This window comes from Gluconobacter sphaericus NBRC 12467, from assembly GCF_006539125.1.
GTDB lineage: Bacteria > Pseudomonadota > Alphaproteobacteria > Acetobacterales > Acetobacteraceae > Gluconobacter > Gluconobacter sphaericus.
Map to the genome: position 1 here is coordinate 93,101 of NZ_BJMK01000002.1, position 18,635 is coordinate 111,735.

General features: G+C 61.3%; 18 protein-coding genes. 12 read left to right on the forward strand and 6 right to left on the reverse strand.

Features of this window, described 5'->3' with window-relative positions; translation table 11 throughout:
• Window positions 1-4 precede the first annotated feature (4 nt).
• From GSP01_RS02525 to GSP01_RS02565, 9 genes are all read left to right on the forward strand, one after another.
• Window positions 5-295, forward strand: coding sequence for an HPr family phosphocarrier protein (locus GSP01_RS02525; protein WP_141350353.1), 291 nt, complete (start codon window positions 5-7; stop codon window positions 293-295).
• Complete coding sequence (gene ptsP, locus GSP01_RS02530) at window positions 288-2,159, forward strand: phosphoenolpyruvate--protein phosphotransferase (protein WP_141350355.1); 1,872 nt, start codon at window positions 288-290, stop codon at window positions 2,157-2,159. The genes GSP01_RS02525 and ptsP overlap by 8 nt, the downstream gene beginning before the upstream one ends.
• A 58-nt stretch (window positions 2,160-2,217) precedes the next feature.
• Window positions 2,218-2,772, forward strand: a complete 555-nt coding sequence (locus GSP01_RS02535; protein ID WP_141350357.1) for a Fur family transcriptional regulator — start codon at window positions 2,218-2,220, stop codon at window positions 2,770-2,772.
• Between the two features lie 5 nt (window positions 2,773-2,777).
• Window positions 2,778-3,233, forward strand: coding sequence for a hypothetical protein (locus GSP01_RS02540; RefSeq protein ID WP_141350359.1), 456 nt, complete (start codon window positions 2,778-2,780; stop codon window positions 3,231-3,233).
• Between the two features lie 31 nt (window positions 3,234-3,264).
• Window positions 3,265-4,284: an asparaginase gene (locus GSP01_RS02545; protein WP_141350361.1), complete on the forward strand. Its 1,020-nt coding sequence runs from the start codon at window positions 3,265-3,267 to the stop codon at window positions 4,282-4,284.
• 87 nt (window positions 4,285-4,371) lie between these two features.
• On the forward strand, window positions 4,372-5,799 hold the full coding sequence (locus GSP01_RS02550) for a sugar porter family MFS transporter (protein ID WP_141350363.1): 1,428 nt from the start codon (window positions 4,372-4,374) through the stop codon (window positions 5,797-5,799).
• An 81-nt stretch (window positions 5,800-5,880) separates the two neighbouring features.
• Window positions 5,881-6,309, forward strand: a complete 429-nt coding sequence (locus tag GSP01_RS02555) for a hypothetical protein (RefSeq protein WP_141350365.1) — start codon at window positions 5,881-5,883, stop codon at window positions 6,307-6,309.
• 141 nt (window positions 6,310-6,450) lie between these two features.
• Entirely contained in the window at window positions 6,451-6,876 is a 426-nt protein-coding gene (locus tag GSP01_RS02560) for a hypothetical protein (RefSeq protein ID WP_141350368.1), read from the forward strand.
• Window positions 6,877-6,895: 19 nt separating this feature from the next.
• Entirely contained in the window at window positions 6,896-7,633 is a 738-nt protein-coding gene (locus tag GSP01_RS02565; protein WP_167495460.1) for a DUF4097 family beta strand repeat-containing protein, read from the forward strand.
• Here the strand turns inward: GSP01_RS02565 and GSP01_RS02570 are convergent.
• From GSP01_RS02570 to GSP01_RS02590, 5 genes are all read right to left on the reverse strand, one after another.
• Entirely contained in the window at window positions 7,624-8,421 is a 798-nt protein-coding gene (locus GSP01_RS02570) for an RluA family pseudouridine synthase (RefSeq protein WP_141350372.1), read from the reverse strand. The genes GSP01_RS02565 and GSP01_RS02570 overlap by 10 nt on opposite strands.
• Entirely contained in the window at window positions 8,411-11,131 is a 2,721-nt protein-coding gene (locus GSP01_RS02575) for a DNA translocase FtsK (RefSeq protein WP_141350374.1), read from the reverse strand. The genes GSP01_RS02570 and GSP01_RS02575 overlap by 11 nt, the downstream gene beginning before the upstream one ends.
• Before the next feature lie 118 nt (window positions 11,132-11,249).
• Window positions 11,250-11,849, reverse strand: a complete 600-nt coding sequence (gene rsmD / locus GSP01_RS02580; protein WP_141350376.1) for a 16S rRNA (guanine(966)-N(2))-methyltransferase RsmD — start codon at window positions 11,847-11,849, stop codon at window positions 11,250-11,252.
• A 3-nt stretch (window positions 11,850-11,852) separates the two neighbouring features.
• Window positions 11,853-12,641, reverse strand: a complete 789-nt coding sequence (locus tag GSP01_RS02585) for a pseudouridine synthase (RefSeq protein ID WP_141350636.1) — start codon at window positions 12,639-12,641, stop codon at window positions 11,853-11,855.
• 32 nt (window positions 12,642-12,673) lie between these two features.
• Window positions 12,674-13,405 (reverse strand): gamma-glutamyl-gamma-aminobutyrate hydrolase family protein, encoded by a 732-nt coding sequence (locus GSP01_RS02590; protein WP_228123756.1) that lies wholly within the window; start codon window positions 13,403-13,405, stop codon window positions 12,674-12,676.
• Between the two features lie 54 nt (window positions 13,406-13,459).
• Here GSP01_RS02590 and GSP01_RS02595 point away from each other — a divergent pair, with 54 nt between their 5' ends.
• On the forward strand, window positions 13,460-13,906 hold the full coding sequence (locus GSP01_RS02595) for a nucleoside deaminase (protein WP_141350380.1): 447 nt from the start codon (window positions 13,460-13,462) through the stop codon (window positions 13,904-13,906).
• Window positions 13,907-14,041: 135 nt separating this feature from the next.
• Entirely contained in the window at window positions 14,042-15,601 is a 1,560-nt protein-coding gene (locus GSP01_RS02600; RefSeq protein ID WP_141350382.1) for a Do family serine endopeptidase, read from the forward strand.
• 355 nt (window positions 15,602-15,956) lie between these two features.
• Here the strand turns inward: GSP01_RS02600 and GSP01_RS02605 are convergent, their stop codons facing one another.
• Window positions 15,957-17,321 carry a lipopolysaccharide biosynthesis protein gene (locus tag GSP01_RS02605; RefSeq protein WP_228123728.1) on the reverse strand — a complete coding sequence of 455 codons (1,365 nt, stop codon included), beginning with the start codon at window positions 17,319-17,321 and terminating at the stop codon, window positions 15,957-15,959.
• 197 nt (window positions 17,322-17,518) lie between these two features.
• Between GSP01_RS02605 and GSP01_RS02610 the strand changes: the two genes are divergently transcribed.
• A complete protein-coding gene (locus tag GSP01_RS02610) occupies window positions 17,519-18,634 on the forward strand; it encodes a CDP-glycerol glycerophosphotransferase family protein (RefSeq protein WP_141350385.1) in 1,116 nt (371 codons plus the stop codon).
• Window position 18,635: the final 1 nt, after the last annotated feature.

The window sequence follows — 18,635 nt, forward strand, 5'->3', positions numbered from 1 at the left end:
CTGAATGAGCGACACGACCCTTTCTGTTCCGCCGCGTACCGTTACCATCGTCAATCATCTGGGCCTTCATGCTCGTCCCGCTGCCAAAATCGTCACGACGGCCGAGCGTTTTGACGCCGAGATCACGATCGCCCATGGCACCAATGTTGTCTCTGCCCTGTCGATCATGGGGCTGATGATGCTGGGCGCGGGAGAAGGGCAGGACGTCACGCTGCGTGCCCATGGCCCGCAGGCTGCCGAAGCGCTCGACGCGCTACAGGCCCTGATCGCGGACGGGTTCGGCGAGCGTGACTGAAACGCCCCCCCGATCGACCCGCAGCCGCTCTCCTCGCACATCCCGCCGCAGTGCGCGCTCAGGTGTTTTCCTTCAGGGCAAGGCCATCACGCCGGGCATGGCGCTCGGTCCGGCAGGGCGTGTTGAAGAACTTCCCCTTCCCGACATTACCGAGCGCTACAGTGCCATCGGACCGGAAGCCGAGGGTGTCCGGCTGGATGAGGCGGTCGCACGGGCGCTGCACCAGATTGAAAAGATGCGAGACCGGTTGGTCGGGTTGCCGGAAGAGGGCCGCGAGGAAATTGCCTCCCTTCTGATGGTCTATGAACGGATGCTTGGTTCATCGCGTCTGCTGCGTCAGGTTCGTAGCCGGATTGCCGACGACGGACTTTGCGCCGAAGCCGCTGTTTCAGAAGTGACGCATGAGCTGGCGTTGCAGGTCTCGCGCATGGCCGAGGCCGTGGCGCACGAGAACAACACGCAGGAAGCCGACGCCAATCTGCGTCTGGCGGGAGAGTTTGAGGAAATTGGTCGTCGTCTGGTGCGAAACCTGACCGGCATTTCCTATCGCGCATTTTCCAGCCTGCCTCCGGGGTCTGTTCTGGTCGCTGAGCAACTGCGTCCGGCCGATGTCGCTATGATCGACCCGGCCCGGGTCGCGGCCGTCGTCACACAGGGCGGTGGCGGTGCGGATCACACGGCGATTCTGCTGCGTGCGCTCGACATTCCTGCCATCCTTGCCGTGCCGAACCTCATGGCGCAGGTGCAGGAAGGCGAAATGCTGGTCGTGGACGGGCATCTCGGCACCGTCACGCTTTCTCCTAATGAGAGCGAGCTGCGTCTGGCTGCGGAATCCGCGCAGCGCGAAGCCAAGGAAAAGCGGGCTTTCGGGCGCCTCAAGCGCCTTCCGGCCGAGCTTCAGAGCGGCGAGGACATCGAGCTTTCAGCCAATCTGGAACTCCCGGCGGAAATGCCGATGCTCCTGCGCAATGGCGCGAAAGGCATTGGTCTGCTGCGTAGCGAGTTCCTGTTTGGCGAACGTGAGGATCTGCCTGACGAAGACGGTCAGACGGAGACCTATCGCGCCATCGTTCAGGCCATGGACGGACGTCCCGTGACGATCCGCGTGCTGGACTGGGGCGGTGAGAAGGGGCGTGCCTGCATGCGCAGACTGGGTCTGGCGGAGCAGGTTGCAGATGGCGACAATCCTGCGCTGGGTTTGCGGGGCGTGCGGCTTCTGCTCCGCGTACCGGAGGTTCTGGAGACGCAGTTTGCGGCTATCCTTCGGGCCGCAGAGCCTGAAGAGGGCGTACCTCCCGGCCAAGTGCGGATCCTGTTACCGATGGTCACGTCTTCGGACGAGATCTTGGAAGCTCGCGAGATTTACGAACGGGTAGTACGCCGCCTTAAGCGCAAGGGACACACGCTCCCTGACCCGGTGCCCCCGCTGGGAATCATGGTCGAGACGCCGGCCGCGGCCCTTACTGTGGATACGCTGGCCCGACACGCCGATTTCATGGCGCTCGGCACCAATGACCTGACGATGTACACACTTGCCGTGGACCGTGCCGATTCCATGGTGGCAGATCGTTACAGCCCGCTCCATCCCGGTGTGTTGAGGCTGATTGAGGCGGCTGTGGATTCAGCGCTGCGGGCGCGCCGTCCGATCTCGGTCTGTGGTGAGATGGCATCCGATCCCCGGGTGGTGGCGCTACTGATTGGCATGGGTCTGCGGTCTTTTTCCATGAATTCCGCCTCTCTGCCGCGCGTGAAACGCCTGATCCGCACCCTTACGCTCGAAGACTGCGACCAGCTCCGCCGACAGGTCATGCTGGAAAGCGATCCGAAGGCGATCCAGGATCTGGTGCGTCAGTTCGCGGCTTGACGCCTGTTTGTGGTGAGGTCTCTCGGCAAAGCAGGGCGGGGATGCCATATTGACGTTTATGCCGGATTCTTCTGCCATCGCTGACACGCTCATCTTTTCGCCCGAAGTCACGGAACGTCTCGACCGCACGGCCGAATGGTGCCAACGCAACGGACAACGCCTGACGGAAACACGCCGCCTCGTGCTGGGTCTGATCCTGTCGAGCGAAAAGCCTTCCGGCGCCTATGATCTTCTGTCCAGACTGCGCCCGGCTCATCCGAAAGCCGCGCCACCTACGGTTTACCGCGCTCTGGAGTTCCTGCTTGAGAACAGCCTGATCCACCGTCTGGAGCGGCTGAGCGCCTTTGTCGGCTGTTCGCACGCCGTGGAATGTCCACATGGTTGTGTTCATCATGACGAAGGAGGCATGCACCGTGCGCAGTTTCTGATCTGCCGCGGCTGCGACCGTGCCTGGGAGCTGGAACAGGAGGCCATCGCCCCAGTGCTGCACCACGCTGCGCAGAGCATGGGCTTCCAAGCCGAAGCAGCGACCGTGGAAATTGAAGGCCTGTGTGCGGCCTGCCAGAAAGCTGGTGTCACGCCAGTGCGGCGTCCGAAGACCTCAGCAGGCTGAGGCGGATGAGCCGTCGCCGTTCTCCGTCGCCGGCGCTACCGTTCGAAACCTTGCCCAGATCGCGGAGACCGCGTTCAGAGAACACGCAATCCAGTGCGTCTGCACCCTCGATAGAGCAGCCTGATCTCCTGAACTGGGTGCCTCCGCTCACTCATCTGCGTCCTGAGGATGTTGAAGCCTGTTTCCTCAGTCCTGCCGGTTTTCAGCCGCCGGCTGGGGAGGCGTTTTTATATCATCTGACGGATGTCGAAACTGCCCGGGCTTACGTGAATAATGCCCTGCCACTGGGGGATGGCCTTGTCTTCCGCAGCGCGGTGCACCTGGCGGAAGATCTTGCCGATATCTCGGCAGCGGGAGAGCTAGGGGTCGTGAAGGTTCGGCGGCGCCTGATTCAGCCTTGGCTGATGCCAGATCGTCAGGACGGTCGTCCGTGCTATGTGCTCGGGCCAGAAACGTCATGACAGACATCATAGGAAACAGGGGAACAAGCAAATGGCAGCACAGTCGGGCCTTCTGGCCGAGGTCACGCGCGGCGGACGTGTGGAATCCCATCATCTGGGCCGGGCCGTCGTCGTAGATGCCGATGGCAGCGTGGTCTGGTCCTGCGGTGACGTAGATGCCGCTGTCTTCCCGCGCTCGACCGTCAAATCCCTGTTGGCCATCGAACTGGTGGAAAGTGGCGCGGCCGACCGTCTTGGACTGAGCAGTGACGCGCTGGCTTTGGCCTGCGCCTCGCATGGCGGCGAAAAGGCCCATGCCGAAATGGCTGCTACGATGCTTGCTTCCGTGGGGCGGGATGTCGGCGCCCTGGAATGTGGAGCGCACTGGCCGACCTATGAACCCGCGGGCCGCGCTCTGGCCGCTGCCCATCAAAACGCCTGCTCGCTGCACAATAACTGTTCCGGCAAACATGCGGGTATGGTGTGCCTCTCCTGCGATCAGGGCGTCGACCCAACCGGCTATATCCAGCCCTCTCACGAGATCCAGCGTCGCGTGACGGATGTGCTGGCCGCCATGATGGATACGCCGCATGACGACAGCAATCGTGGTATGGATGGCTGTTCCATGCCGACTTATGCGGTGCCTCTGAAAGTTCTCGCGAAAGGTTTTGCAAAATTCGGTGCGGGAACCGGACTGTCCAAAGGGCGTTTCCGTGCGGCCACACGTCTTCGTGAGGCTGTGGCGGCCAATCCGTTCATGGTCGCCGGGACAGGGCGCTATGATACGAAAATCATGGACCGGTTCGGCACACGGGCCTTTGTAAAGATGGGTGCAGAAGGCGTGATGATCGCCTCCCTGCCGGAGTTGGGCCTTGGTCTGGCCATCAAGACCGATGATGGCGCTAACCGTGCTGCAGAAGTCGCAATGTCCGCCTTGCTGCGTCGTTTCGGTGGTGAGACGCTGTGTCGGGATGCCGCAGACTGCGACGTTCTGGATGCAACAGTCACGCAGACCATGCGGAACTGGAACGGGTTCACAGTCGGCGAACTCCGCAATGCGCTCCCGCTGTAAACGGTTTTGTGTTATAGGTTACGGATATGACATCCTCATGAAAGATTGGTGTCATTTTATGACTGAGTAAGAGGAACGCACTGGCCTATGAATGATCAGCCCGGAATGACAGGGACCATTTCGCCGCAGGATGACAGCAGCACATCCATTTTTGACGCAACGCGCTTCAAAATTATCGCCATTGGCGTGATCGCGGCGTTGGCGGGTCTCATGTCCGGGCTTGATATCGGGGTAGTGGCAGGTGCACTGGACCTGTTTGGAAAGGAATACCACGCTTCCATTATTGCTCTGGAATGGGTCGTCAGCTCCATGATGGCGGGTGCGGCGGTGGGTGCGCTCAGTGCAGGCTGGATGTCCAAGGCACTCGGGCGGAAACATTCGCTGATTGTCGGCGGTGCGATCTTCGTGCTCGGGACGATCGGCTGTGCCATGAGCTGGTCTGTTGCGTCCATGATCTCCTTCCGGGTGGTCATGGGGATCGCGGTCGGGATTTCCGCCTTCACAGCCCCGCTCTACCTGTCTGAAATTGCCAGCGAAGATGCGCGCGGGGCGATGGTCTCGACCTATCAGCTCATGGTGACGGTCGGCATTTTCATCGCCTTCCTGTCCGACACGTATTTTTCCTATAGCGGTAACTGGCGCTGGATGTTTGGCGTGGCGGGCATTCCGGCCATTCTGTTCCTGATCGGCGTGCTGTTCCTGCCCTATAGCCCGCGCTGGCTGATGGCGCAGGGACGTCACAAGGAAGCGCGGCAGATCCTGCTCGACCTGCGCGAAGATCCGCTGGAAGCTGCCAAGGAAATCCGTGCAATCCGCGAGCAGCTCGATACGAAACAGGAAGGCTTCAAACTCTTCCGCACCAACTCCAACTTTCGGCGGTCGGTAGCGCTGGGAGTCATGTTGCAGATGATGCAGCAGCTCGCAGGCATCAATATCGTCATGTATTACGCGCCCAACATTCTCGCGGCGGCGCATTTCGATGCGCAGTCGCAGATGTGGTGTACGGCCATCATTGGTCTGGTGAACATGCTTGCGACCTTCGTGGCCGTGGGGCTGGTTGATCGCTGGGGCCGTAAGCCGATCCTCTATGCGGGCTTCACGGTCATGGCTCTCGGCATGGGCATGCTGGCCATGCTGCTCCAGACTGGCATGACTACGCAGTCCTCGCAGATCGCGGCAGTTTTCCTGCTGATGATCTTCTGCGCCGGCTTCGCCATGTCGGCGGGTCCGCTGACATGGGTCCTGTGTTCCGAAATCCAGCCGCTGGTCGGACGTGATTTCGGGATTGCCATTTCGACCTTTACCAACTGGATGACAAATCTTCTGGTGGGTGTCAGCTTCCTGACGCTCATGCAGACGCTGGGAACGGCGGGCACGTTCTGGCTCTTCGCCGTTCTGAACGCGCTGTTCCTGCTGCTGACGATCCTGTTCGTCCCCGAGACCCGGGGCATGTCTCTTGCAGTCATCGAAAAACGGCTCATGCAGGGCGTAAAACTCCGCAAACTGGGCCGTTAGAGTTTTCCGGGTATCACCATCGAGTGACCATGCGCCCGGCCCCTCTGGCCGGGCGTTTTCATTTAAACCTCCATTAAGGAAATGCGCTTGAGCGAATTCTCCAGACCTTCCCGTGACTTCAGCCGTAGTGTGAACAAGGGCGGCGTCCTGCTTGTCTATGCGCTTTATATCGCCCGCTTCTTTACGGGGATCAGCCTTTTGGTGGGTGTGATCCTTGCCTATATTTTGTGCGGATCAAGTGTCGGAATGGAACGGACACATCTGAACTGGCTGGTGCGCCTGTTCTGGTATGATGTGGCATTCATTATCGGTTCGGCCGCTCTGTTTCTGGCGTGCTTCATGACGCAACCGCCGGGAAGTTCAGGTCCGGGTCAGCTTCTCTTCCTGCTGCCGATTGGGATTTTCGTGGCCTGGAACATCGTCCTGCTGGTCGCGCTCGTTGTGGGCCTGAGGGGCTTTCTGGCCGGACGTGGCCCGCTGCCGGAACGCTTCCGCGCTCTGGCCGAGTAGATTTCGTCGTCGGACTGGCGTAATTCGCCAGTTTTTTGGTTTTCAAACTGGCCGATTTTAACAGAACATCAGTAAAATCGGTTTTGGCACGGTTCATGCATCAGGGTTGCTATCGAGTTTTTCTCAGAGGAGCTTTCCCGCATGTACGCCTCCTATACCCCGTATGAACCCGCAAACCGTTACGGCCGTGGTTACGACACTGAAGCAGGGCGCGATCTGGTCCTGCTGGTTTATGCCCTGTACATCGCAGGCTTCTTTACGGGCGTGACCGCCCTGATCGGGGTGATAATCGCGCATTCAGGCCGCCGCTCCGCGATGGGGCTGAAGCGCGCGCAGCTGGACTGGCAGATCCGGATGTTCTGGTACGGCGTTCTGACCCTGACGGTTATCGGGATGATCCATCTCATGGTCGCGGGTCTAGGTGCCATCACGGGCGGTCTTGGACTGGTGTTGATGGTGGTGCCATGGGGGCTGACGCTCGCCTGGGGCATCCTTACGGCTTGGGCGATTGCGCGCGGCGTTCATGCCGCTCTGCTCAATCGTCCCGTTGCCTCTGCACAGTTCTGAAGCCGGAAAGACCCATCCCATGATCCGTTTCATGTTCTCTCTTCCCGTTTTTGTCCTCGGGACAGCACTGGTCTTTCCGGTCTGTGCGGCACCGCTGAGTCAATCCGCCATTTCGGACGATATTTCTCAGTCCACCCTGCCCGAAGGCGGAAAATTCTCCACTGTCAGCGGAAATGTCGCCGTCGGGACGTCTGACGGCGCCCTGTTCGTCCGGACCGTCAGCGGTGACATCCATGTCACGCAGTCCCACGGCCCGCTCAACGTTCATACGGTCAGCGGTGCGTTGGATGTGGAGCACGCCGCCGGAGCCGTTGAGGTTCGCAGCGCGAGTGGAAACGTCACGCTGGATCACGCGGACGGGGCCGTCTCCATCCGCACCATGAGCGGCGAGAGCACTCTCGATCATGCCGCCCGGGATATCATGATCCGCAGTGTCAGCGGAGACATGACCCTGATGCTCGACGCTGCCTCCCAGATGCGCACGATCGATATCGGCACGATCAGCGGTGATATGACGATCCATCTGCCGCATGGCTTTGGCGGAACATTCGACATCCGCCTGAAACAGCGCCGTTCAGAGGCGACACTCCCTCTCCAGCAGTCCCTCGGTCTTACGGTGCAGGTGGGGAACTGGGAGAAAGAATCCGGCAATTCAGAAGAGGTCCGGACGATTACGGCCACCGGCAAGGTCGGCGATGGCCGCGATCACATCATCGTCCGCAGCGTGGCTGGGTCCCTGAAGCTCGTTCAGGACTGAGCACCGGTTTCATAGCCCATCGTCCGCAGGCTCGTCGCCATGAACTTCGGCGGCAGGGCCTGCGCGCTGAGCGCATCGGATGGCAGGTTCAGTTCCAGACTGCGCGCCAGAAGATGCAGCCCTGGCAGGGCTGAGCCGTCCGGAGCGGGCGCTCCATAAAGCGGATCGCCAAGGATTGGCGTTCCCAGTTCTGCGCAATGGATGCGCGCCTGATGCGTCCTCCCGGTGAGCAGTTCCAGCTCCAGCCAGCACAGACCCTCGCCACGTCCCAGAATCCGCCAGCGCGTGCGGGCTTCGTCGCCCTTCGCATCAACGGCCATCCGCCAGCCCGAGGCATTAGACTGACGTAAAAGCGGCGCGTCGATCTCGCCACTATCCTGCGGAAGATCGCCTACCACGACGGCCCAGTACAGCTTACGGACCTGCCGTTCCTGAAACGCCTTCTGCGCTTCGATCAACGCTGTCTTGCGTCGCGCGACCAGCAGGCAGCCGGACGTATCCGCGTCCAGCCGATGCGCCAGCCACGGTCCCCCGCGCGGATGCGGGAGCAGCCGTGTCTCAACGGAATCCTGCGTGGAGGGACCGGGATGCACGGCTAGACCGGCCGGTTTGTCCAGAATCAGGAAGCGAGGGGTTTCCAGAAGGACGGGAATGTCCATGCCGTGGTGGAATGGGGTACGCGGTCCTTCCGGGGCCAGGGAAGAGGCCTGTTGAGGCAGGCGCCGTGGTTTGTGTGAATTGCGCGAGGCCTTCGCGCGCCGGATACGCTCCTTCCGGTCAGTCTTCATGCTCTTCCTTGCGGCGGATCAGGATCTCGCGTTTGCCTACATGGTTGGCGGCGCCGATGATGCCTTCCTTTTCCATCTGGTCGATCAGCTTGGCCGCACGGTTGTATCCGATCGAGAGATGACGCTGGATGAAGCTCGTGGAGGCACGGCCTTCACGCATCACGATATCTACGGCCTGATCGAACAGGCTGCCTTCTCCGTCACCACCCGAACTGGCGCCTGCCGTCAGGCCGCCCGCGCTGTCGTCATCCTGACCGGATACCACATCATCGTTATAGATCGGATCGCCCTTGGAGCGCAGATCCGCCACCACGGCTTCGACTTCCTCATCCGCCACGAACGGGCCGTGGACACGCGTGATGCGGCCACCGCCCTGCATGAAGAGCATGTCACCCTGGCCCAAAAGCTGTTCGGCGCCCTGTTCCTGAAGGATCGTGCGGCTGTCGAACTTGCTGATGACCTGAAAGGAAATGCGGGTCGGGAAGTTGGCTTTGATGGTGCCGGTGATGACGTCAACGGACGGCCGCTGTGTCGCCATGATGACGTGGATGCCGGCTGCACGGGCCTTCTGGGCCAGACGTTGTACGGCTGTCTCGATTTCCTTGCCCGCGACCATCATCAGGTCGGCCATCTCATCGATGACGACGACAATATAGGGCAGGTTTTCCGTTGCGACCTGCTGCTCGTCAAACACCGGGCGGCCCGTTTCGGGATCAAAGCCGGTCTGGACGCGCTTGGTCACCATCTCGCCCGAAGAGCGGAGCTGGTTCACGCGCTCGTTGTAGCCGTTGATGTTACGGACCTGAAGCTGCGCCATCAGGCGGTAGCGGCGGTCCATTTCCTGCACGGTCCATTTGAGCGCGCTGACGGCCTTGGTCGGTTCCGTCACGACCGGGGTCAGGAGATGCGGAATCCCGTCATAGATCGACAGTTCGAGGATCTTGGGGTCGATCATGATCAGGCGGCACTCTTCCGGGCTGAGCCGGTAGAGCAGCGACAGGATCATGGCATTCACGCCGACCGACTTACCCGAACCCGTCGTACCCGCAACGAGCAGATGCGGCATTTTTGCAAGGTCTGTATAGACCGGAACGCCGGCGATATCCTTGCCGAGCGCGATCTGAAGGCGGCCGTTTCCGTTCTGCCATTCCGGCGTGCGAAGCAGTTCAGAGAAATAGACCGTCTCGCGCTTGGCGTTGGGCACCTCGATGCCGATGACGTTGCGTCCCGGTACGGTCGCGATACGCACGCTCAGAACTGAAAGCGAGCGCGCCACGTCGTCGGCGAGCCCGATCACGCGGGATGAGCGGATGCCCGGTGCGGGTTCGAGTTCGTACAGCGTGACGACTGGACCAGCATGGATATCGCCGATCGTGCCCTGCACGCCATAATCGGCCAGAACGCTCTCCAGCAGGCGCGCATTGGACTGCAACGTCTCCTGCGACGGCCCTGTTACGGCGTGCGGCGGCGGCGGGTTCAGCAGGGCGAGCGGGGGCAGTTCCCAGCCCGTCGTCACGGCATTGCGTGGCGCGGCGGGACGCGGGGCGACAGGCTCGGGAGGACGTTCCGGACGGCGCATTCCGAACAGGCCGCGCTTTTGCGGCTCGGGTTCGGGCGGTGTGTCGATGCTGCTCTGGGGCAGATCCTCGTCCATTTCGTCGTCAATCTGACGCCGGACGGGCGGCAGCGGCGTGTCGCGCTGGCGGGCGATCTGGGCCAGACGCTCGGCATAGGGGTTGGAAGGCGCGTCTTCCTCTTCTGGGACGGTGATCTGGCGGGCACGAGCAGCTGCGGCTTCTGTCCGGCTGACCGGACGCGTCTCTGCGGCTGGTTGGCTGTAGGGATCGTCCTGCGTGTCCATGGGGGGCTGCATCCAGCCGGTATTCTGCGGCACAAACGGCTCGGGGCGTGAGCGCGGATCGCTTTTGCCGAAGCTGCGGCGCAGGAAAGACAGAGGCGCTGCATCCGCCGCCGGCGCCCCACCGGCTGGGCTGGGCTGGAATTCATAAAGGCGCGGATCGGGCGCGGGTCGATGGTCGGATGTCTGCGGGCCGTTCATGCGCTTGGCGAGCGAGAAGGGCTGGCGTCCTAACACCACGGCCGTCTTGCCCAGAGCGCGCCATTCGCGGGCTTCGAGACCCATGGCGAGCGGCAGAAGCAGACCCATCAGCAGCAGGACGAGAAGAACGGCAATCGCATTTCCGGCGGCCCCCGCTTCGGCATGGGCGGCATCGAGCAGGCGGTGGGCACAGGAAACGCCCATTTCTCCGCCCAGACCGCTGGCGGTCGGCCAGTCGACCTCAAGACCGGGAATGAGAAGCTGGAGCGTGCCGATGAAGGTGGCGCTGGCGGGCAGGAGAGCGAGGGCGGCCACGATCCGCAGGATCGGCAGGCTCATGCCATGATGACGGACCATGCGCCAGGCCCAGGCCAGCAGGATGACGATCGGCATGCCGCTGCCGAGGCCGAGCCACTGGATCAACCCATCCGAAATGGTTGCGCCTGTGCGGCCCAGAAGGTTCGTCGGCTGCGTTCCCGTCGAGGTGTTGAAGGACGGATCGTGCGGATTGAAGCTCCACAGCGCGATTCCGACCGCCACGGCGAAGATCAGCAGGACCAGCCCGAGAAGCTCCATGCAGCGGGCGCGCAGGGCGCTTCGCAGTTTCGGTGTCATGTGCCGGTCATGCGCGTCGCGGACGATGTTGCGCACTGTACTGGTCGATCGGCTGAACGCGGCCAAGTCTCGTCACCCCGTCGGTTTTCTGGATTGCGGCTTGTAAAATTCACTCTGAACTATAGCCGACAGGGTACTGAATACAGAGGGAAAATTAAGGAAAAGTGGAGAAATGCTTCCAGATCGTCACCTTTGCTGCGCCAAAACGGCGCTCGCAGAGGATTTCAGGCGTCAATGTGGGCATAAAGTGTTCGGAAGGTGGCATGATGGGCGTAAATTCTTCCGTGGCGCCTGTTTCGGTCACGATCAGCGCGCCCTGCGCCAGCCAGCCGTTCCGCGCCAGTGCCCGCAGGCCCGATTCGACAAGGCCCTTGCCGTAGGGCGGGTCGAGGAAAACCAGCGTGTAGGGCTCCGTGGCCTTGGGCGGATGCGTGACACTGCAGCTCAGCACACGCGAGCGGTCACGGGCTTTGCAGATGTCCAGATTGATCCGCAGGGCCGCCAGCGCACTGCGATCGCGTTCGATGAATGCAGCTTTTTCCGCCCCACGCGACAGGGCTTCGAGCCCCAGCGCGCCGGTTCCGGCGTAGCAGTCCAGCACGGAGGCCTTTTCCAGCTCCTCTTGTCCGTACCAAGGCGCATGGGCGAGCATGTCGAAAATCGCTTGTCGCGTGCGGTCCGATGTGGGGCGCGTGCTGGTTCCGGACGGCGCGGTCAGGGCGCGGCCCTTGTTGTCTCCTCCAACAATCCTCATCGATCAGCGCGTCCGGTGACGCTTCGGGGCGGGAAGATCCGGCACCTGCTCGCGCAGGGTCTTGCCGGGAACTTCCTCCAGCTCGCGCGCTTTCAGAGAGCCAAGTTGGAACGGGCCGTAGGACAAGCGGATCAGGCGGCTGACATGCAGGTTCAGACCTTCCATGACGCGCCGAATTTCACGGTTCTTGCCTTCGCGCAGACTGACCGTGAGCCAGGCGTTATCGCCCTTTTTCGAATCCAGAGCCGCTTCGATGGAGCCGTAGCGCACGCCTTCATATTCGAAACCGTCAACCAGCGAGGCCAGACGCTTTTCGTCCACCAGGCCAAAAACGCGCACACGGTAACGGCGCACCCAGGCATTCCCCGGAAGTTCAAGGCGGCGCGCCAGTTCACCGTCATTGGTCAGCAGCAGCAGACCTTCGGAATTGATATCGAGGCGCCCGACGCTGATGACGCGCGGCAATCCTTCGGGCAGCGTGTCGAACACGGTTTTACGGCCTTCCGGGTCCTTGTGGGTCGTCATCAGGCCGTCAGGTTTGTGATAGCGCCACAGACGCGTGCGCTCGGGGGAGTCCACGGGCTTGCCGTCCACCAGCATGATGTCGCCCGGCTGCACGAACGTCGCCGGATGCGTGACAATCTGCCCGCCCAGCTTGATGCGTCCGTCCTCGATCATGCGCTCGATATCGCGGCGGCTCGCTACGCCGGCGCGGGCCAGCGCTTTGGCGATGCGCTCGCCTCTCGGGGCAGAGCTTTCCGGTTCGGAACCGGGGATTTCGGTCTCGCGCATCTCGGGGGTGGTGTTTTCGGTGTTGTCGTCGGTCATCGTGCAGTCTCCACAAGCGCCGCATACAGGCGACGGTCGCCGGGGTCGAGGGAGAATTCAGGATGCCACTGTACGCCAATGGCGAAACGGGGGCCATCAAGCTCGATTGCCTCGATCGTTCCATCCGGCGCGCGGGCGCAGATTTTGGTCCGTCCGGGGTCGCGCACAGCCTGATGATGAGAGGAGTTCACGCTCATGCGTTTCGCTCCCACGATCCGCGCAAGTTTCGTGCCGGGGACGATTTCGATGTTATGGCCGGGTTCATGGCGCGGGTTGGGCTGTTCGTGTTGCAGGTCTTCCGACAAGTGCTGGATCAGCGTGCCTCCGGCCTCCACAGCCAGAAGCTGCATCCCGCCACAGATCCCCAGAACCGGCTTGCCCTGCGCCAGTGCGGCCCGCAGGAGCGCCAGTTCGGCAGCGGTCCGCGCCGGGCGCGGGTTGGTCAGCGGATGGGGCGCCTCGCCATACAGCGTCGGATCGACGTCGAACGCGCCGCCTGTGACGATCAGTCCGTCCAGCCGAGCCATCAGGGCCTCGGCGTTGCAGCCGTAACCCAGACAGACCGGAATTCCGCCCGCGTCACTCACGGCTGTCAGGTAGTTTTCCCGCAGGGCATGGAAGGGGTAGCGCGAGAACTGCCCCACGCCGCCGGGTTCATGATCCAGCGTTAATCCGATTAGCGGTGCAGGATGCGAAGGGGATGGACGAGGGAGGGTCATGCACCGCATCATCGCATCATGATTCAGGGTGAGACAAGGATTCAGACGGATATCGGTCCGGCCATGCAGATCGCACTGCAAGCCGCGCGGGAGGCTGCGTCATGTGAGGAAGTTCCGGTGGGCGCGGTCGTGCTCGGTCCCGACGGCAGCGTTCTGGCCGTTGCACGCAATCATGTGGAGGGCGCTTATGACGCTTCTGCCCATGCTGAGCTTCTGGCGATGCGTGAGGCCGCCGCACGCCTGCAAAACCCGCGCCTGACGGATTGCACGCTGGTTGTGACGCTGGAGCCGTGTCCGATGTGTGCGGCGGCGATCGTGCATTTCCGGATCGGGCGGGTCGTGTTCGGTGCCTATGATCCCAAGGGCGGGGGTGTGGAGCATGGACCGCGCATTTTCGAGCGCCCGTCCTGTCTGCACCGCCCCGAGGTCATCGGCGGCGTGTGTGAACGCGAGGCGTCCGGGCTTCTGAAAGACTTTTTCCGCAAACTCCGCAAACCCATCGCAGAATGACGCGGTGGAAGGCTGAATTCACAGTCCGTCACGAACTTACGGATGTTTCACCCTGCGGCCAGCTTGTGGAACGGGAACGGGGTTCATAGTTCAGCGCTATAAGCCACGATGTTTTTGCAACAAGTCGGGATTGATATGACCACACGCTTTCGCACGTCCCTGTCCGCTCTCGCTGCAACCACCATGCTGGTCGCGGCCCCGTTCGCTTTTGCGGACACCACGCCTGCAACCGCCACTCAGGCGGGTGCCACGACGGCCGCAAGCGGGGCCATCAAGCCGCAGACAGGTGTTCAGGCGCTCCCCAACTTCGTCAATCTCGTCAAGCAGGTGAAGCCGGCGGTCGTTTCCATCACGGCGCACATCAAGGCGGATGTGGCAGAGGAAGAGGAAAACGGCCCGGGTGGCGGTGGGCAGGGTGGCGGTATGCCGTTCCCGTTTCCCTTCCCGTTCCAGATGATGCCGCAGCAGCAGCAGAACCGCACGGTCGAGGCCCGCGGGTCGGGATTCATTATCTCGTCTGACGGTTATGTTGTGACGAACAACCATGTCGTGAACGGCGCGACCAAGGTGACGGTCACGCTCGATGACGGCACGACGCTGCCTGCCAAGATCATCGGCCGTGACCCGAAGACGGACGTCGCCCTCCTGCGCGTCAAACCGACCGGCAAGCTGCCATTCATCGAGCTGGGCGATTCCGACGAGGTCCAGCCGGGTGAGTGGGTTATTGCCGTGGGCAACCCCTACGGTCTGGGTGGCACGGTGACGGCGGGTATCGTCTCCGCGCTGGGTCGTGACCTGCATTCGGGCGCCTATAACGACTTCATTCAGGTCGATGCACCGATCAATCACGGCAACTCTGGCGGTCCGCTGTTCACGCAGGATGGCAAGGTCGTGGGCATCAACTCCATGATCATCTCGCCCAATGGCGGCGGCTCGATTGGTATCGGGTTCGCCATTCCGTCCAACACCGTGAAATCCGTCGTGAGCCAGCTTGAAAAGACCGGACATGTCACGCGCGGCTATCTTGGTATTGAAGGGCAGGACATCTCGCCGACCATGGCGCAGGCGCTGAACCTCAAGTCTTCCGAACCGGGTGCACCACCGCGCGGAACGCTGGTAGCGTCCGTCTCCAAGGGGAGCCCCGCCGAGAAGGCCGGCATCAAGAGCGGGGATGTCGTTACCACGCTGAACGGTAAATCGATCAAGAACGGCCATGATCTGGCAGTGAAGGTTGTTTCCATCGCACCGGGAACCGCTGCGACGTTGGGTCTTCTGCGTGACGGCAAACCAATGACCATGAACTTCACGGTCGGCAACCTGTCCGCACAGGACCATGCTGCGGGTAATGCGACAGATACCGCACAGTCCGGCGCGGGCAAGCTTGGTGTGTCGCTTGCGTCCCTAACGCCGCGGGCACGTCAGGAACTGGGCCTGGATGACAGCGTGCAGGGCGCGGTCGTGGCCGATGTTGTACAGGGCTCCCCAGCTGATCAATCCGGCATCCGTCCGGGCGACATCATTGTCGCCGTCGGCAATCACGTCACGCCGTCGCCCAAGGCTGTCGTGGCTCAGGTGCATGATGCGCTGGGCCGCAAGCAGCCGCCACTTCTGCGGATCCTGCGTGACGGACAGCAGCTATTTGTGGCTGTCTCCCCGAATGGCTCGGACGACGACAGCTCCGACGACGCCCAGTAAGACCGGCGTTCAGACAAGTCGCTTGAAAAGGCGGGAAGGGTCACACCTTCCCGCCTTTTTTCATGTTTGCACCCCGGATCGAATTCGGAATGTATTCCGGCCGAGCGAGGGCAGAGCGGAACAGCCGTCATTGTTCTGTCGATGTTTGCGGGCCGGATGGGTGCCATTGCATGGGCAGCATCCGGAGACGACGGAAAATCAAGACCTGTTTCAGGGCACTTTCAACACGTAGGAAATATCGTGCTTGTTCTGGAGCTGATTTTCGTGGAAGCCGCGATCATGGGGTATGCTATATTTCACCATGAGCCCCGCGCTGGATACCTCCTGTATTGACCATAACGGCCGGGAGAAGAACCTAACGCTCGGAGGACTTGCCGATCCGGTCATGGAAGAACCAAACGCCTAGCATCTGTGATAGCAGAATCGTTGCATTGCACGCTGCTGTCGACAGGCAGGCCCCCGCCAGACCGAAATGCCGCGTCAGGACATAGAGCGCCGGGAAATAGACTGCCATGACGGCGGTCCGGTTCTTCATGAGGAACTTCACATGCCCCACAACAATCAGCAGCGGCTCCAGCGGAATGACCAGCAGGCTGAACACCGCGGCCAGCAGCATAATGGAAATATAGAGCGACGTGTGATGTACATGCACATGCAGCAGGAAGCGGAAAATTGTCGAGCCAAAGAAGGCCGAGAGCAGCAGAAGCGCGACTGAAAGCCCGCTCAGAACGCCAAACATCTTCCACGTCACGCGCTTGAGGCCGCGCCAGTCCTGCCGGTCCCGCATCCGGACCAGTTCGGGATAGAGCACCGGCGAGATGAGCTGTGCGGGGGTGACGATTCCGTCCGCAATCTGGCGGCAGACGCGGAAGACGGCAGCCTCGGCCGGTCCCAGCCCGTTACCGACCAGCAGCGTCGCCACATGGCCCGAGATGTTACCCAGCGTCTGGTTGACGCTGGCAGCGCGTGTGAACTGCCACATGCCCGGAAGCTGCCAGCGCCAGTGCCGGAATGCCCGGAAATACTGGAAGCTGAACTTCCGGCGCAGGATATCCAGCGCGTAATGGATATAGAAGCCGTAATCGATGATGATCGTCATCGCCCAGATGAACAGGAAATATCCGAGCTTCAGGTGGAGGACATAGCCTATGATGACACCGAGCGTCTTCGCAAGGGCCGCACAGCTGTCGATGATCGGGACAAGATGGAATTTCCCCGCCATCCGCAGGATGCCGTTCGCCCAGCCTGAATACATTAACGGGCTGACGAACATGTACAGGTCCGCCAGAAACCGCACATGGGCGGACCAGTGTGCAGTGTGTCCGTAGATTTGCACGCCCACCAGTCCAAACACGATGGCGAACATGGCCGAGAGCGTGTCAAGGCGGATGCAGAAATGGATTACCCGATGCAGGAGATCCGTATCGCCATTGCCGAAACTCTCGCTGCCGAAACGGATCAGCGTCTGCCAGGACTGCATCCGCGACAGAACCGAACTGGTCGAAGCCAGAGAATGGATCAGGATCAGAAGCCCGAAATCGGACAGGCCCAGCGCCCGCACAGCCAGGGCGATATAGATGAAGCTGCACAGCGCATTGGCGATGCGGCCGAGGGTGAGCACGCTGACGTTTCGGAAAATGGATTTGAAAACGGAGCGCTCGCCGGACATGCGGGCCTTACTGACCACAAAGCCTCGAAGCTGTCCATGCTGCGTGGTCATGCAGCAGGGTAGTGTCGCAGAGGGGCGGATGTTTCTTGACAGAGGACGGTCAGGGATTATGAAGAAATTATTACACATTTCGTTACTAGAGTTCCTGCACACGGGATTTGGTAACGAGCTGTTTTTTTCTGAGGGCCACACCACAAAAAAATGCAGGTTTCAGCCTGTTTTTTCAGGCAGGACGCATCTCACCAGTCATGAAAATCGCCTTCATCTACATCGCTGAACCGTATCAGTGCTATCACACGGCCTCCGTCGCCAGCGCCCTTGCTGCAATTCCCGGTCATGACGTGGTGGAGTATTACAGCTTTCCGGAAACGGTGGAGCATCTCTCCCGCATCCGCCAGGCGTTGGACGTGCCAGCTCTGCCGCTGAAAGCGTTCCCCAAATCCCTCAAGGCCCGTCTACTGAAGCACGCAAGGCGGCTCGATCAGGAACGCCTCGTGGTGCTGCGCGAGAACATTGCCGAGCTGAACCGGTACGATGCGGTGGTGGCGACGGAATACACGGCGGGTGTCCTGAAGGAGATGGGACTTGCCGGTCCGAAGCTCATCCTGCTCATGCACGGTGCCGGGGACCGCTACGTCAATGACGAGCACCTCGTCCGCGAATTCGATCTGACGCTCGTGTCCGGTCCGAAAGTGGAAAATTATTTTCAGGACAAGGGTCTGCTGCGGCCGGAAACCACGCGGGTGGTCGGTTATCCGAAATTCGATGTATTCGAGGCGGTGCAGCGGAAAAAGACGATTTCGTTCGCTAATGGACAGCCGTTCGCGCTGTACAACCCGCACTACCAGCGCAAACTGACATCCGCTTCAGGCTGGATGATGCCGCTGATCCGGGGCTTTAAGGCCCAGAATGATTACAATCTTGTGGTGGCGCCCCATATCAAGACCTTCCACAGGGGCTTCGGAATCCGCGAGCGTCAACTCAAACGCCAGCGCAGCCCCGAAGTCATGGTCGATACGGGATCGTCTGCCATGCTGGACATGACCTACACGTCTCAAGCTGCGCTCTATATCGGCGATGTCAGCAGCCAGGTGTACGAGTTCCTGGGCACTCCGCGCCCCTGTGTTTTTCTGAACCCGCGCAAATTGCCGTGGCGGGATGATCCGTATTTTCTGCACTGGACGTTCGGGGACGTGGTGGAGGATCTCGACGATCTCATGCCTGCCATCGCCCGCGCGCAGGAGCGTCATGCTTTCTACCGTCCGGTACAAGAAAAGCTGTTCCGCGAAACCTTTGGCGAGCCGCTTCTGGGGGCGTCCCAGCGTGCGGCCGATGCCATCGCGCAGTTCATGACTGCGGCCTGAG

Coding starts and splice junctions, on each gene's coding strand:
- GSP01_RS02525 (WP_141350353.1), top strand. CDS start 5: ATGAGCGACACGACCCTTTCTGTTCCGCCGCGTACCGTTACCATCGTC.
- GSP01_RS02535 (WP_141350357.1), top strand. CDS start 2,218: ATGCCGGATTCTTCTGCCATCGCTGACACGCTCATCTTTTCGCCCGAA.
- GSP01_RS02540 (WP_141350359.1), top strand. CDS start 2,778: ATGAGCCGTCGCCGTTCTCCGTCGCCGGCGCTACCGTTCGAAACCTTG.
- GSP01_RS02545 (WP_141350361.1), top strand. CDS start 3,265: ATGGCAGCACAGTCGGGCCTTCTGGCCGAGGTCACGCGCGGCGGACGT.
- GSP01_RS02550 (WP_141350363.1), top strand. CDS start 4,372: ATGAATGATCAGCCCGGAATGACAGGGACCATTTCGCCGCAGGATGAC.
- GSP01_RS02555 (WP_141350365.1), top strand. CDS start 5,881: ATGCGCTTGAGCGAATTCTCCAGACCTTCCCGTGACTTCAGCCGTAGT.
- GSP01_RS02560 (WP_141350368.1), top strand. CDS start 6,451: ATGTACGCCTCCTATACCCCGTATGAACCCGCAAACCGTTACGGCCGT.
- GSP01_RS02565 (WP_167495460.1), top strand. CDS start 6,896: ATGATCCGTTTCATGTTCTCTCTTCCCGTTTTTGTCCTCGGGACAGCA.
- GSP01_RS02570 (WP_141350372.1), bottom strand. CDS start 8,421: ATGAAGACTGACCGGAAGGAGCGTATCCGGCGCGCGAAGGCCTCGCGC.
- rsmD (WP_141350376.1), bottom strand. CDS start 11,849: ATGAGGATTGTTGGAGGAGACAACAAGGGCCGCGCCCTGACCGCGCCG.
- GSP01_RS02585 (WP_141350636.1), bottom strand. CDS start 12,641: ATGCGCGAGACCGAAATCCCCGGTTCCGAACCGGAAAGCTCTGCCCCG.
- GSP01_RS02590 (WP_228123756.1), bottom strand. CDS start 13,405: ATGCGGTGCATGACCCTCCCTCGTCCATCCCCTTCGCATCCTGCACCG.
- GSP01_RS02595 (WP_141350380.1), top strand. CDS start 13,460: ATGCAGATCGCACTGCAAGCCGCGCGGGAGGCTGCGTCATGTGAGGAA.
- GSP01_RS02600 (WP_141350382.1), top strand. CDS start 14,042: ATGACCACACGCTTTCGCACGTCCCTGTCCGCTCTCGCTGCAACCACC.
- GSP01_RS02605 (WP_228123728.1), bottom strand. CDS start 17,321: ATGACCACGCAGCATGGACAGCTTCGAGGCTTTGTGGTCAGTAAGGCC.
- GSP01_RS02610 (WP_141350385.1), top strand. CDS start 17,519: ATGAAAATCGCCTTCATCTACATCGCTGAACCGTATCAGTGCTATCAC.